At 73.9% G+C, this 13,629-nt stretch carries 12 protein-coding genes and 1 pseudogene; 1 reads left to right on the forward strand and 12 read right to left on the reverse strand.

Annotated features, from left to right (window positions below; all coding sequences use genetic code 11):
• Positions 1 to 17: 17 nt before the first annotated feature.
• The 5 genes and pseudogenes from BLW82_RS07735 to BLW82_RS07755 form a co-directional block, all read right to left on the reverse strand.
• Positions 18 to 374 carry a gas vesicle protein GvpO gene (locus tag BLW82_RS07735; protein ID WP_093498116.1) on the reverse strand — a complete coding sequence of 119 codons (357 nt, stop codon included), beginning with the start codon at positions 372 to 374 and terminating at the stop codon, positions 18 to 20.
• Between the two features lie 45 nt (positions 375 to 419).
• Complete coding sequence (gene ligD / locus BLW82_RS07740; protein ID WP_093498117.1) at positions 420 to 1,394, reverse strand: non-homologous end-joining DNA ligase; 975 nt, start codon at positions 1,392 to 1,394, stop codon at positions 420 to 422.
• A complete protein-coding gene (locus BLW82_RS07745; RefSeq protein WP_093498118.1) occupies positions 1,391 to 3,238 on the reverse strand; it encodes a transketolase in 1,848 nt (615 codons plus the stop codon). The genes ligD and BLW82_RS07745 overlap by 4 nt, the downstream gene beginning before the upstream one ends.
• A gap of 176 nt (positions 3,239 to 3,414) precedes the next feature.
• Positions 3,415 to 4,086 (reverse strand): annotated as a pseudogene (locus BLW82_RS07750) (NAD(P)/FAD-dependent oxidoreductase); the annotation flags it as partial.
• Positions 4,087 to 4,272: 186 nt separating this feature from the next.
• Positions 4,273 to 4,716 carry a phage holin family protein gene (locus BLW82_RS07755; RefSeq protein ID WP_093498120.1) on the reverse strand — a complete coding sequence of 148 codons (444 nt, stop codon included), beginning with the start codon at positions 4,714 to 4,716 and terminating at the stop codon, positions 4,273 to 4,275.
• 88 nt (positions 4,717 to 4,804) lie between these two features.
• On the opposite strand from BLW82_RS07755, the gene BLW82_RS07760 reads away from it, so the two are divergent.
• Positions 4,805 to 5,155, forward strand: a complete 351-nt coding sequence (locus tag BLW82_RS07760; protein WP_093507910.1) for a VOC family protein — start codon at positions 4,805 to 4,807, stop codon at positions 5,153 to 5,155.
• A 22-nt stretch (positions 5,156 to 5,177) separates the two neighbouring features.
• Here the strand turns inward: BLW82_RS07760 and BLW82_RS07765 are convergent, their stop codons facing one another.
• From BLW82_RS07765 to BLW82_RS07795, 7 genes are all read right to left on the reverse strand, one after another.
• On the reverse strand, positions 5,178 to 7,097 hold the full coding sequence (locus BLW82_RS07765; protein ID WP_093498121.1) for a DUF5107 domain-containing protein: 1,920 nt from the start codon (positions 7,095 to 7,097) through the stop codon (positions 5,178 to 5,180).
• 69 nt (positions 7,098 to 7,166) lie between these two features.
• Positions 7,167 to 7,730: a GNAT family N-acetyltransferase gene (locus tag BLW82_RS07770; protein ID WP_093498122.1), complete on the reverse strand. Its 564-nt coding sequence runs from the start codon at positions 7,728 to 7,730 to the stop codon at positions 7,167 to 7,169.
• Between the two features lie 40 nt (positions 7,731 to 7,770).
• Entirely contained in the window at positions 7,771 to 8,694 is a 924-nt protein-coding gene (locus tag BLW82_RS07775) for a S66 peptidase family protein (RefSeq protein WP_093507911.1), read from the reverse strand.
• Positions 8,695 to 8,708: 14 nt separating this feature from the next.
• Complete coding sequence (locus tag BLW82_RS07780) at positions 8,709 to 10,643, reverse strand: LpqB family beta-propeller domain-containing protein (RefSeq protein WP_177232872.1); 1,935 nt, start codon at positions 10,641 to 10,643, stop codon at positions 8,709 to 8,711.
• Between the two features lie 26 nt (positions 10,644 to 10,669).
• Positions 10,670 to 11,974, reverse strand: coding sequence for a M20/M25/M40 family metallo-hydrolase (locus tag BLW82_RS07785; RefSeq protein ID WP_093498124.1), 1,305 nt, complete (start codon positions 11,972 to 11,974; stop codon positions 10,670 to 10,672).
• Positions 11,967 to 12,800, reverse strand: a complete 834-nt coding sequence (locus tag BLW82_RS07790; RefSeq protein WP_093498125.1) for a M55 family metallopeptidase — start codon at positions 12,798 to 12,800, stop codon at positions 11,967 to 11,969. Before BLW82_RS07790 ends, BLW82_RS07785 begins: the two co-directional genes overlap by 8 nt.
• Before the next feature lie 77 nt (positions 12,801 to 12,877).
• Positions 12,878 to 13,603: a class I SAM-dependent methyltransferase gene (locus BLW82_RS07795; RefSeq protein WP_093498126.1), complete on the reverse strand. Its 726-nt coding sequence runs from the start codon at positions 13,601 to 13,603 to the stop codon at positions 12,878 to 12,880.
• Positions 13,604 to 13,629: the final 26 nt, after the last annotated feature.

The following is a 13,629-nucleotide window of genomic DNA, read 5'->3' on the forward strand; positions in this document are numbered from 1 at the left end:
GGGCACCGGCCGGCGGCCTAGCGGCCGCCGGGCCTATGCGCGTCGGCGCGTCCGCGTTCGTAGCGGCTCACGCGCCGGTAGCCGGTGAGCTGTCCCTGCGGGTCGAGTTCGACCTGATAGCTCGCCATCAGGCTCATGGTGTCGGGCACCTTGGGCAGTTCCAGGACTTCGACCGCCAACTCCCAGCCGTCCTCGGTCTGTTCGAAGGACGACACGGACTCGGCGGCCATACCGGTGAGCTCCGCGAGCTGGGCGCGTGCCCGGCGCAGCACCTCAATGGGGCTCGGCAGGTCCGGTGCCGTGTCGGGTCCGTCGTCACGCTTGCGTTCTTTGCGTGAATCCTGCGTCTGAGACGTGTCGTTTGTGTTCGTCATGACCACCTCCTGGTCCGAGTGGCCGGAGGTTCCAGGGTCAAACCTTCACAACCGGCCGTTGACGCGGTGCGGTCGGCCGGATGCGTCGCGCAACGCGTCGAGCCGCCGCCGGGCCGACCCGAGCGCCCGGCCCCGGGCGGGGATGCCGGCCCAGGGCCTGGTACGGGCCTGGTCGACGGCTTCGGCGATGGTCCAGCGACGGGCGTCCAGGGCGGGGTCGGCGAGCTGGTCCCAGGTGATCGGCACGGCGACGGGGGCGCCGGGCCTGGCCCGCACGGTGTAGGGGGCCACCGCGGTCTGGGCGTAGGCGTTGCGCCCCATGTCCAGGAAGAGCCGGTCGCCGCGGTCGGCCTTCCGGACGGCCGTGGTGAGCCGGTCGGGGTGCTCGGCGGCGAGCAGGTCGGTCAGGTCCCGGGCGAAGCCGCGGACCTCGTCGAAGTCGTGCCGGCCGTTCAGCGGTACGACGAGGTGGAGGCCCCGTGACCCGGTGGTCATGGGCGCCGCCGGCAGTCCGAGCCGGTCGAGCAGCTCACCGGCCCAGCCGGCGGCCTCCCGCACCGCGGCGAAGTCGTCACCAGGCGGGTCCAGGTCGAGGACGAGCCGGTCGGGACGGTCGGGGGCGGTGGTGCGGGAGAGCCAGCGGTGCAGGGTGAGGCAGGCCTGGTCCGCGAGGTAGACGAGAGTGGCGGTGTCGCCGCAGACCACATGGGTCACGGTCCCGTCCTCCTTGGCGACCTCGGCCCGCCCGATCCAGTCCGGGTAGTGGTCCGGGGTGTTCTTCTGCATGAACCGGGGGCCGTCCAGACCGTCGGGGTACCGCTCCAGCATCAGCGGCCGCGCGCGCAGGTGCGGGAGCAGGTACGGCGCGACGGACTTGTAGTAGTCGACGAGGTCGGCCTTGGTGTACTCCTTCGCGGCGCCGTCGCCGCCCCCGTCGCCGGGGAAGAGCACCTTGTCGGGCCGGTGCGTGGGCACCGTCCGGCGGCCCACCCGTACCGGCCGCACCTCGTCCGGGGTCATCGCACGACCGCCTCCCCGACCAGCAGGCGCCCGGCCGCCGCGATGGCGTCGGCGTCGATCCCCGCGGCGTGCAGCTGCTGGTCGGGGGCGGCCGAACCCGGCATGGTGCGCACGGCGAGCCGCACCAGCCGCGGCACCGGCCTGCCGTCGGCGAACGCCTCCGCGACCGCGTCGCCGAGCCCGCCCTCCTCGTGGTGGTCCTCGACGGTGAGCAGGCAGCCGGTCTCCTCGGCGGCGATGCGCAGCGTCTGCCGGTCGAGGGGCTTCACGGAGTAGAGGTCGACGACCCTGATCCGGATGCCGTCCTCGGCGAGCGCGTCGGCGGCCTTCAGCGCCTCGTGCAGGGTGACCCCGGCGGCGACCACGGTCAGCCGGTCCTCCTCGGAGGAGCGCAGTACCTTGCTGCCGCCGACCGGGAACTCCTCGTCCGGGCCGTAGATCACCGGGCTCGCCCCGCGCGAGGTGCGCAGGTACCGGATGCCGTCGAGCCCGGCCATGGTGGCGACGAGCTTGGCGGTCTGGTTGGCGTCGCACGGGTAGAGCACGGTCGAGTCGTACACCGAGCGGAACATCGCCAGGTCCTCCAGGCCCATCTGGGAGGGCCCGTCCTGTCCGATGGAGACGCCCGCGTGCGAGCCGACCAGGTTGATCCCGCTGCCGCTGACGGAGGCCATCCGGACGAAGTCGTAGGCCCTGCTGAGGAAGGCGGCGAAGGTCGAGGCGTACGGCACCCAGCCGCGGGCGGCCATGCCGACGGCGCCGGCCACGAGTTGCTGTTCGGCGATGTAGAACTCGAAGTAGCGGTCGGGGTGTTCCTTGCCGAAGAGCTCGGTGCGGGTGGAGTCGCCGACCTCGGCGTCCAGCGCGACCACGTCGGCGCGGGCGTGGCCCAGCGCGACGAGCGCCTTGCCGAAGGCGTCCCGGGTGGCGACCTCTTCTCCCCGCTCGTAGCGCGGGAGTTCGAGCGCGCCCGTGGGCACCGAGTGCAGCGCGCGGGCCGCCGGCGGCTCGGTCACGTGGACGTGGAGATCGCGTGTCCCGCCGAGTTCGGCGACGGCCTCCTCGGCGTCCGGCAGCGGCTTGCCGTGCATGCCCTCGCGGTCCTCGACGGCCGCGACACCGCGGCCCTTGCGGGTGCGGGCGAGGATCACGGTGGGCTGTCCGGCGGTGGACGCGGCCTCCCCGTACGCCCGGTCGATGGCGTCCACGTCATGGCCGTCGATCTCCACGGTGTGCCAGCCGAAGGCCTGGAAGCGGCGGGCGTAGGCGTCGAGGTCGTGGCCGTGCCGGGTGGGGCCGCGCTGGCCGAGCCGGTTGACGTCCACGATCGCGGTGAGGTTGTCGAGGTGCTCGTACCCGGCGTGCTCGGCGGCCTCCCACACGGAGCCCTCGGCCAGCTCGCTGTCGCCGCACAGCACCCAGACCCGGTAGCGGGCGTGCTCCAGCCGCTTCCCGGACAGCGCGATGCCGACCCCGACCGGCAGGCCCTGGCCGAGGGAGCCGGTGGCGGTCTCCACCCACGGCAGCCGGCGCGGGGTCGGGTGCCCCTCCAGGTGGCTGCCCAGCTTGCGGAAGGTGAGCAGTTCGGCGTCGTCGATGGCACCGGCCGCCTTGTAGGCGGCGTACAGCAGCGGCGAGGCGTGGCCCTTGGAAAGGATGAAGTGGTCGTTGCCGGGGTGGTCGGGCCGCTCGAAGTCGTAGCGCAGGTGGTGGGCGAGCAGGACCGCCATCAGGTCGGCGGCGGACATCGACGAGGTCGGGTGCCCGGACTCGGCCGCGGCGGCCGCCCGCACGCTGTCCACGCGCAACTGCTGGGCGAGTTCGACGAGTTCGGCGGTGTTCATGAGGCTCCTTCCGGAGGATGGTCGGTGACGGGTTCGGGGGCCGTCGACAGTTCGGGCGACGCCGTGTCCAGCGGCATCGACCAGGACCGCACGAGGCCCGGCTGGACGCCCTGGCGCGGCAGTACGGCGTCGAGCAGCAGGTCGGCGCGACCCTGCGCGGCCATCGGCGTGGACGCGACCCCGCGCCGGCGCAGCACCCGGTCGGCGGTGCGGGACAGCTTCTCGTCCATCCCGGGCAGTACCCGGGGCGCCACGTCCAGCAGCAGCCGGCGCTGCCGCACGCCGTGCGGCAGCCGGTTGCGGCGGGCCAGGTCGACGGTGAGCATCCGCATCTGGGCGGCGAGCTCGGTCCCGGTGTACCCGGCACCGGCTACGACGAAGGTGCAGCGCGCGGCACCCAGGTCGGCGTCGGGGGCGACGGCGGCCGGCTCGATCTGCCGGATCACATGGTCCCGGAGGTAGAGCGCCCCGGGCAGCCCCCGGAAGCCGTACGCGTGCTCGGCCACGCCGGGGACGGGCGACTTCTTGTCGACACTGCCGACGGTCAGCAGCAGCCGTTCGTAGCCGGGGCTGCCGGCGGCGCCCTCCGGGTCGGTCCGGTGCACGGTCTGCCCGTCGAGGTCGATCCGGCCGGCCTCGCCCAGCACGGTCCGCACCCCGTGGAGGGCACCGGACAGCGGGCCGGCGGTCCCCCGGGGGGCGAGGATCCCGGCGGCGACCTGGGGCAGCGGGGGCAGGTACGGGAAGTAGTCGGTGGGGTCAACCAGGGTGATCTCGGCACGCCCCCTGGCCGGTCGCGCCGGCGTACGGGCCGCGCGACACCCCGCGAGGCCGGCGCCGACGATCACGATCCGGGGTCGACGGCTCACGGTGCGCCTCCGGGGATACGACGAGGTCCAAGGCCACCCACGTAACCGTAGGCAAGACTCTGAAACGCCGCCTGCCGAAAGCGCGCCGTCAGGGGCACGAACTGCGCGACCCGCCCCCGCCGGGCCGCACCGGCCCCGTGCGGGGACGCATACGGCACTCCCCCGTCAGCTCCGGTGGTGCGGCGGCTCCGGATCCGCAGCCGGCATACCCCGCACATGCGGCGGCTCCGCCGGAATCGGCGGATACGGCAGCCCCAGCCCACTGGGCGGTGCCCCGGGCGCCGTCCCTCCGATCACCCGGTGGGGTGCGTGCGGCCTCTTCGGCCGCCCCGCCTCCCGCAGCGCATAGGCCATCGCGCCCAGGATCACCGCGGTGACCAGCGCCGCGGCCCACGCCGGCAGCAGGATCGCCCACGCCAGCCCCACGGCCAGCGCCACGGCGGCCCCGGCGTACAGGGCGACCGCGCCGGACGCGCCGTACAGCACGGCGGCCCGCCGCCGCTTGCGGCCCTGTTCACGCAGTTCGTCCCGTACGGTCTCGCGCGCGACCTGTGCCAGCTCGTCAACGAGATCCTTGTCCAGATGTTCGAGATGATCCAGGTGTTCCATGGAGTGCGGGTACCCGGACCGCAAGTGCCGTAACAGGGGACCACCGGAGGCGACACCATCCCGGCGCGCGGCAACTAGGCTCGTGGCCATGGAGATTCTGGGCGCCTCTCTGCGCATCTGCGTCGACGACCTCGATACCGCGATCCCGTTCTACGAACGCCTCTCCGGCGGCAGAGCCCAGCGGTTCGAACGCGGTGGTGTCCAGGTCGCCGCGGTCGGCTCGTTCCTTCTGATGAGCGGGCCGGAGGCGGAGCTGGAGGTGCTGCGCAAGGTGGCCGCGACGATCGCGGTGCGGGACGTCGACGCGGCCCACCGGCTGCTGGACGACCTCGGCGCCCGCATCCTCGCGGGGCCGGTGGCCACGCCCGCCGGCCGCAACCTGCTCGCGATGCACCCGGACGGCTCGCTGTTCGAGTACGTGGACCAGCAGCGGAGCTGAACCGGGACCGGACCGGTACCGGTCACAGGCCCGGCGGCCGCATCCGGAAGTCGTACCGGGCGGGCAGCGGTTCGTCCCCGAGCCGCGCCCACAGCCGGCCGAGCGCGTCCGACCCCTCCCGCAGGTCGGCCACCTCGAACCCGGCGTCGAAGACGGCCCGGGCCGCGGCCGGCCGCCCCTCCGCGAGCAGCAGCTCCGCCTCCAGGAGCCGGAACCGGCCGCGCTCCCGGACCGCGGGCAGCAGCGCCTCCCAGACGGCGCGGGCGTCCGCGGCCCGCCGTACCCGCAGCAGCGCCTCGACGGCCTCGCGGCCGAGTGCCGCGCAGGCCGCCGTCCAGGTCTCGCCGTCGTCGCGGCGTTCCCGGCACAGGTCGTCGAAGGCGTCGGCGTAGCGTTCCGCGGCCCGCTCGTACTGCCCGTGCTCCTGGTCGGCGACGGCCAGGCAGCGCAGCAGCGGCCAGAGCGACGGGGCGAGCGGCAGCGCCCGCTCCCAGCTGCGGACGGCCTGGGCGCGGTCGCCGGCGTGCCACTGGGCGACGCCCAGGTGGTACTCGGTGTGCGGGGTGGCGGGGGCCGTCTCCAGCATGTCCCGCCAGTGCGGGGCGACCAGGGTCGGTCCCGGCGGCCGCACCCGGCGGGGTTCGGGCAGGGTGCCGGTGCGCAACAGCTCCCGCCAGGGCGCCTGTTCCTCGGTGAGCGTCGACTCGGGGAACGGCGTACCGGGCAGCTTCCAGTCGGCGCGCAGCACTTCGAGGGCGCCCCAGCCGGAGCCGGTGGCGAGGAGTTCGCCTGGTTCGGTGTCGGCGTACGGCTTCCACGCGGCGTGGGCGGCGTCCAGCTCGGCGCGCGGCAGGGCGCGTTCGAGCCGCTCCTCGACGCTCTTCGGCGATGGAGCGGACAGCGGACCGTACGCCTCCAGCCAGGACACCTCGCTCTCCGGGTCGAGGCGGACGTGCTCCAGCTGGGTGCGGGCCAGTCCGGCCTGGATCTCGCGGTAGCCGCCGGTGCCGGGTGGGCCGAGCCATTCCTGCCAGCGCCGGCCACCGGGGCCCGATCCCCAGACGAACTGCTTCCGGCCGCGCAGTTCGTCGGTGGAGGTCTGCACCAGGCCGTGGCCGTCGTCGTCCAGCGCGGCGATCCAGCGGCGCCGGCCGTCCGTGATGTCGTAGAACCAGTCGGCCGGGTAAAGGGGTTGGGCGCCGTGTTCCGGAACGGGCACCCGGTGCAGTCGGCGTTCGGGCCCGAACTCCCAGGCCTCCTCGGCCGGGACGACGATCCGGCGGTCCTGCGGTACGGCCGTGTTGGACCACCAGTAGCCGGGCACCGGGTGTCCGTGCGGGTTGCGGACGCGGACGCCGGCGTACAGGAAGTCGGAGCCGTCCGGCAGCCAGAGGTCGACCTGGAAGGGCAGGTCGCGCAGCCGTTCCCACTCCCACAGGCGGAGCATCTCGCCACCGTCGGGGGCGGGGACGCGGGCCGCGTGCAGCGGGGTGCAGGACAGTGTGGTGTGGCCGGTGGCGCCGATGTTCCACTCGATGCCGCCGGCGAACCAGGCGCCGTTGAGGGCGAGGTTGGCCGACTGGAACACCGGGTTGCGGTACAGGAGTTCGCGGCCGGTGGGCAGGTGGACGAGGGAGGCGACCCGGCCGCCGAGGCCGGGCAGGACGGTGGCGCGCAGGCGGTCGTTCTCGATCACCAGGGCGTCGAACTCGCGAGGTGTGCGGGTTCTGCCGTAGCCGTCGCGCAGCCGTACCGGGAGGAGGCTGCGCAGCGGTTCGTGGCCGAGCTGCCGGGCCATGTCCCGGGGCAGATCCTCCCGGTCACGCTCGTCGACGCGGTGCGTCTCATCGAGGAGGCGGAGCGGCGGCAGCGGGTTGTCCGGGCCGAGCTCCGCCGCGGGCAGGGTCAGTACCTCACGTCGGATCCTCGTCACGATCACCATGGAACCCGGCACCGGGTGAGCTGACCAGGGGAGCTGCCGGTCAGGATTGCGCAAAGGCCGCCGCGGAGGTCAGCGGCCGGCCCGCATCTCCGCCGTGATCGCCCAGCGTTCGTGGTCCCGCCAGGCCCCGTCGATGTAGATCATGTTCGGCGAGAAGCCCTCCAGCCGGAACCCGGCACCGCGGGCGAGGGCGATGGACCCGGCGTTGCCGGGCTGCACGTTGATCTCCAGCCGGTGCAGCCGCATCGGCCCGAAGGCGTGGTCCACGACCAGGCCCATCGCCTCCCGCATCAGCCCGCGCCCGGCCGCGTGCGCGAACACGCCGTAGCCGAGGGCACCGCACTGGAAGCCGCCCTCGACGATGTTGTTGATGTTGATGAACCCGGCGATCGACCCGTCGCGCTCCCCGCCCTGCTTCTCGCACACCAGGAATCCCGCCTTGCTGCGGTCCTCGATCAGCCGTCCCGCGTAGCCGGCGTAGGCCGCGTCGGTGGTGGGCGGGAACAGCCAGGGCTGGTGGAGGTCCTTGCTCTCCCGGGCGCGGGCGATGAACTCGGCGCCGTCCTCGTAGGTGTACGGGCGGATCCCCACGCGGGGGCCCGCGGCGAGATAGCGGGAAGCGGTGTGCGGCATCCCGACACCCTACGCGCAGCGGCCTCCGGGGCGGGTGGGCTCAGCGCAGGGCCGGCTCCCGCAGGGTCAGCGTGCCCGCGTCCGCGTCGAGCTCGGCGGTCACACCGAGCGGGACGGTCAGGGCCGCCTCGCAGTGCCCGAACCCGAACTCCTCCAGCACCGGCACACCCAGGCCGCCGAGCCGGTCGAGGAGCATCGGCCGTACCCGCTCGTACGGTCCGCACCGGTCCCAGGAGCCGAGCAGGATCCCGGCGACGCCGTCGAGCAGGCCGGACCGCAGCAGCTGCGTGATGCTGCGGTCGAGGCTGTACGGCGCCTCCCCGACGTCCTCCAGCAGGAGCAGGCCGCCCCGCAGACCGGTGTGGGTGTGCGGGGTGCCCACGCCCGTGGCGAGCAGCCGCAGGCAGCCGCCTACGGTGACCCCCGTGGCCCGGCCGCCGACCAGCGCCGCGCCCCGGGAGCGGATGGTGCGGACCGTCTCCGGGGCGAAGAGGGTGGCCCGCAGGTGTTCCTGCGCCTCGGTGCTCTTGACGAAGTCGGCGCCGGCGGCCACCGGCCCGTACAGGGTGGCCAGGCCGAGCCGGGTCGCGAACGCCTCGTGCAGCACGGTCGCGTCGCTGAAGCCGACGAAGGCCTTCGGGCCGGCCGCGCGCATCGCCTCCCAGTCGAGCAGGTCGACGAGGCGCTGGGCGCCGAAGCCGCCGCGCGCGCAGAGGACGGCGGCGACGGACGGGTCGCACCAGGCCCGCTGGAGGTCGGCCGCGCGCTCGGCGTCGGCGCCCGCGAGGTACTCCAGCTCGCCGTCCGTGGCGAGCACGTGGGGTGCCGCCACCGGGTCGAGGTCCCAGCCGCGGAGGATGTCGAGGCCGGCCTGGAGCCGGTCCTCCAGCACCGGCCCGCTCGGCGCCACGACGGCGACGCGGGCTCCGGCGGAGAGCCTGGCCGGCCTCGTCAGTGCGGTCACTTCGGCCACTTCGGTCACTTCACCAGCTCCAGCTCGGGAATTCCGGGCACGTCCAGCCCGAACACCTGAGCGTAGAGGGCGAGCTCCGCCTCCAGCGCGCGGACCAGGGTCTCCGCGCGCCGGAAGCCGTGGCCCTCGCCCGCGAAGGTGAGGTAGGCGTGCGGCACCGGGCGGCCGTCGAGCCGGGCGAGGAAACGTTCGCACTGCGCGGGCGGGCAGATCACGTCGTCCAGCCCCTGGAGCAGCAGGAAGGGCGCGGTGAGCCGGTCGGCGTGCTCGCTGGGCGACCGTTCGACGTACCGCTCGGGTACCTCGGCGAGCGGGCCGATCAGGGATTCCAGGTACTGGGACTCGAAGTCGTGGGTCTCCCCCGCGCCCCAGCTGGTGAGGTCGAGGACGGGGTAGGAGATGGTGCCGCAGGCGTAGACGTCGGTGCCGGTCAGGGAGGCGGCGGTGGTCCAGCCGCCGGCGCTGCCGCCGCGGATCGCGAGCCGGGCGCGGTCGGCGGTGCCCTCCTCGGCGAGGGCGAGCGCGACGGCCGCGCAGTCCTCGACGTCGACCACGCCCCACTGCTCGCGCAGCCGCTCCCGGTACGCCCTCCCGTACCCGGTGGAGCCGCCGTAGTTGACCTCGGCGACCCCGATGCCCCGGGAGGTGAAGTAGGTGATCGCGAGGTCGAGGACGAGCGGTGTCCTGCTGGTGGGGCCGCCGTGCGCCCAGACGACGAAGGGCGGCAGCTCGCCCTCGGGGGCGGTGTGCCCGGGGTGGTGGGGCGGGTGGATGTGGGCGTGCACCTCGCGGCCGCCGGGTCCCGCGAAGGTGCGGACCTGCGGTTCGGGGTAGTAGGCGGGGTCGACCGCGTCCCGGTGCGGGGTGCCGACGACCCGGGCGCGCCCGGAGGCGGTGTCGAGTCCGACGACCTCGTGGGCGGTGCGCGGGCCGGCGCCGACCGCGAGCACGCGGGTGCCGTGCACGGCGAGGGTGGCGGAGAACTCGGTCCACGGCCCGGCCGCGTCGGCGATCTCGCCGGTCTCCGGATCGAGTATGCCGAGGGTCATCGCCCCACGGCCGTGCAGGACGGCGATCATCCCGTTGTCCAGCGGGGCGAACCAGTTCTGGCCGAGCCGCCACAGCGGTCCCGCGAACTCCTCCTCGCGCGGGCACAGCGGTTCGTCGTCGCGGTACAGGTTCCACCAGCCGGTGCGGTCGCTCGTGTACAGCAGCCGGTCGTCCGCGGACCACTCCACCTGGGCCACGGCCTCGGTGGGACCGCCGGCCACGGTGCGCACCGCGTCCAGGGTTCCGTCCGCGCCGACCTCGCCGACCAGCAGCTCCGTGCCGTCCCACGGCATCCGCGGGTGGTCCCAGGCGAGCCAGGCGGCCCGGCGTCCGTCGTGCGAGAGGCGCGGGCCGGTGACGAACCGGTGCCGTCCGTCGGAGAGTTCGCGTACCGCGGCCCGGTCGCCGGCGGCCGAGCCGTCCAGCGGCACGGCGGCGAGCACCCGGCGCACGTCGGTGGGCGCGTCTCCGGTGAACTCCTCCAGAACGCACCAGACTTCGCCCCGGTCGAGCAGCAACTGCGGGTCGGCCCAGCGGGGTCCGGGCGGAGTCAGCGGACGGGGTGCCTCGCCTGGCCGGTAGAGGTACAGCCGCTGGTCGTCGAAGTGGACGAAGACCAGCAACGGTTGCCCGTCGCCGTCGGGTACGGCACCGGCCCAGGGCCGTCCGCCGTACTCGATGACCCGGCTGCGCACGTTCCACGGCGCGGGCAGCACGGACTCACCGGTGGAGCCGCGGACCAGGGTCCGGCGGCCTTTCTCGGCCGGCCGGGGCTCGGTCCACCAGGGCTCGTCGCCGACGAAGCCCACCCACTCGGCGAAGCCGTCGTGCGCCGCCGCCAGGGCCGCGTCGACGGGTGAGGGCCACGAACCGTACGCCTTCGTCTCCACGTTCTCTCCTCCTCGACTGTGCCGTGCTATGCCGTGCGCAGGAAGCGGTCAAGGACCCGCACGCCGAAGTGCAGGGCCTCGACGGGGACGCGTTCGTCGACGCCGTGGAACAGGGCCTGGTAGTCCAGGTCCTCGGGGAGCTCGAGCGGGGCGAAACCGTAGCCGGTGATGCCGAGCCGGGAGAACTGCTTGGCGTCGGTGCCGCCCGACATGCAGTACGGCACCACGTGCCCTTGGGGGGCGAACTCCTCGACGGCGGCCCGCATCCGGGCGTACGTCGGCGAGTCCAGCGGTGCCTGGAGGGCGACCTCGCGGTGGTGGAACTCCCAGTCGACGTCGGGGCCGGTGAGGCGGTCGAGGGTGGCGCGGAACTCGTCCTCGGTGCCGTACAGGTAGCGTCCGTCGACGAAGGCGACGGCCTCGCCGGGGATGACGTTGACCTTGTAACCGGCGTTCAGCATGGTCGGGTTGGCGCTGTTGCGGATGGTGGACTCGACCAGCCGGGCGGCCGGGCCGAGCTTGTCGAGGAGCAGGTCGACCTGGGTGAGGTCGGGTTCGATGCCGTAGAGGGCGGCGAGTTCGGTGAGGGCGGCGGAGACCGTCGGGGTGAGCCGGAGCGGCCACCGGTGCTCGCCGATGCGGGTGACGGCGGCCGCGAGGCGGGTGACCGCGTTCTCCGTGTTCACCTTGGAGCCGTGTCCGGCCCGGCCGCGCGCGGTGAGCTTGAGCCAGGCCGTGCCGCGCTCCCCGGCGGCGACGGGGTAGAGGTGCCGTCCGGTGCCGTCGTGGAAGGTGAAGGCTCCGGACTCGCCGACGCCCTCGGTGCAGCCCTCGAACAGCTCGGGGTGGTGGTCGGCGAGGAACCCGGAGCCGTCCTCGGCGCTGGCCTCCTCGTCGGCGGTGAACGCGACGACGATGTCCCGCCGCGGCCGTACCCCTTCTCGCGCCCAGGCCCTGACCACGGCCAGGATCATCGCGTCCATGTTCTTCATGTCGACGGCGCCCCGCCCCCACACGACCCCGTCGCGGATCTCCCCGGAGAAGGGGTCGACGCTCCAGTCGGCGGCCTGCGCGGGGACGACGTCGAGGTGGCCGTGGACGAGCAGCGCGTCGGCGGCGGGGTCGGTGCCCTCGACGCGGGCGACGACGTTGGTGCGCCCCGCGGTCCGCTCGAGGAGGATCGGCTCCAGGCCGGCCTCCGAGAGCCGCTCGGCCGCGTACTCGGCGGCGGGCCGCTCCCGGCAGTCGCCGCCGCCGAAGTTGCTGGTGTCGATCCGGATCAGCTCGGAGGTGAACCGGACGACCTCGTCGAGTGCCTGCTGGTCAGCCATACTGCTCCTCCACCGCGGCCGAGACGATCGTGGTGACCGCCTTGAAGGTACGGATGCCGTCGTACATGGTCCCCTCGGTGTACGCGACCTTCCGCTCGCCGACCTGGTCCACGCCGGGGACGACAGTGGCGGCGAGAGCGAGGTGCTCGGCGTCGAACTCCAGGGCGACGGTGAACGGTCCGCCGGTCACGGGTTCGTGGCGCACCGCGAGCGCGGCCGCCTCCTTGGCGGCGGCACGGATGTCGGCGGCGGTGCGGGCGGGTGTCCGGCACACGGCCGCGTACCTGGACACGTGGTCCTTGACGGCGACCTTGCGGGCCTCGGGCGCGTAGCCGAGAGCGTCCTCGCAGGCCAGGTCGTCGCCGGTGACCAGGATGACCGGGACGCCGTACTCGGCGACGACGTGCGCGTTGAGCAGGCCCTCGCTGGCGCGGACGTCGTTGAGCCAGACCCCGGTGACGGAGTTGGGCAGGTAGGTGTGGGCGAGGACACCCTCCATGCCGGCGCCGGTGTGGTAGCCGATGAAGGCGATGCCGTCGACGTCACCGTGCTGGACGCCCTCGACCATGGACAGCGTCTTGTGGCGGCCGGTGATCATCTGGGCACGCTCGTCGAGCTGCTCCAGGAGCAGGTTGCGCATGCTCCAGTGGGCCTCGTTGATGAGGACCTCGTCGGCGCCGCCGTCGTAGAACCCGAGGACGGCGGCGTTGACGTCGGAGGTGAACATCGGCCGGCACCGCTCCCACTGCGGCGCGCCGGGCAGCACGTCGCCGGGCCAGGTCACCCCGGTGGCGCCCTCCATGTCGGCGCTGATGAGGATCTTCATGGACCGTCACGTTACGCGCCGGAGGTGGCCGGGGCCACGGTGCGGACGGCGGGTCGGCCGCCGTCCGGTCCGCTCCCTCAGTTCTGGCGCCCGGCCAGCACCCACTTGGACGGCAGGACGATCCGCTCGCCGTCCGGCGTGGTCTCGGTGGTCGTCAGCGGGAGTTCGCCGCTCGCGAGGACGGTGAGGCCGGAGTTGCGCAGGTACTCCGGGACCGCGGCGTCGGCGACCTCGCCGGGGGCGATGCCGTGCCGGAAGACCGGGGCGAGCTTGGGCGGCGGTCCCGACGGGCTCTGGGCGAGGCCGCCGAGGACGGGCCGGGCGGCCTCGGAGAGCTCGACGAGGAAGGCCCGGCCGCGGCTGCCGACGAGGGTGGCGATGGTGTCGATCACCGGCTGCCGGTCGTCGGGTTCGCACTGGTGCAGGACGCCCCTCATGTAGACGTTGGCGTCGCCGAGCTCCGCGTGCAGGGCCTGGGCCTCGCTCTTCTCGGCCGCGTCGAGCGACCGGTAGCCGGCCTGTCCGCCGGGGTCGGCGTGCCGGGCGTGGTCCAGGGCGGCCTCGGAGATGTCGGTGCCGAGGACGCGCGGGAAGCGGTCGGCGAGGAAGCGGGTCTGAGTGCCGTTGCCGCAGCCCAGGTCGACCAGGGGCAGACCGGGGTCGGTGAGGTGGGGCTCGAAGAGGGCGACGTGGAGGGCCGCGGTGACGGCTGGTTCGGCGTCCCAGAACACCGCCCCCGGTTCTTCGGACGCCTCGCGCCAGAAGCCCTCCCAGGCACTGCGGTACCGACTCGTCACGCCCATGGCCCAACTCCCCAGGATGCAGCCGT

This window comes from Streptomyces sp. Ag109_O5-10, from assembly GCF_900105755.1.
In the GTDB taxonomy this organism is placed as follows: Bacteria; Actinomycetota; Actinomycetes; order Streptomycetales; family Streptomycetaceae; genus Streptomyces.